A 372-nucleotide genomic window follows, 5' to 3' on the forward strand; every position below is an offset into this window, starting at 1 on the left:
ACCGGCGCGGTGATGAATCTGGCCGACTGGCAGGCACTGTTCGAGCTATCCGACCGCTACGGTTTTGTGATTGCATCGGACGAGTGCTACTCCGAAATCCACTTCGGCACCCCGCCTCTGGGCGGACTGGAGGCCGCGCGCAAGCTGGGACGCGACTACCGGCGCCTGGTGATGTTTACCAGCCTGTCCAAACGCTCCAATGCACCAGGCCTGCGTTCGGGCTTTGTTGCCGGTGATGCCAGTCTGCTGGCAGACTTCCTGCTGTACCGCACCTATCACGGCAGCGCCATGAGCCTGCCCACGCAGGCCGCCAGCATCGCCGCGTGGACTGACGAAGCGCATGTCGTTGCCAACCGCGCCGCTTACATCGCC

1 protein-coding gene is annotated in these 372 nt (G+C 64.0%); it reads left to right on the top strand.

Features of this window, described 5'->3' with window-relative positions; translation table 11 throughout:
* Positions 1–372: aminotransferase class I/II-fold pyridoxal phosphate-dependent enzyme (locus tag EGI20_RS19145; RefSeq protein WP_498633286.1), on the top strand; the 372-nt coding region annotated here is incomplete at both ends.

The organism is Aquitalea sp. S1-19 (genome assembly GCF_024343515.1).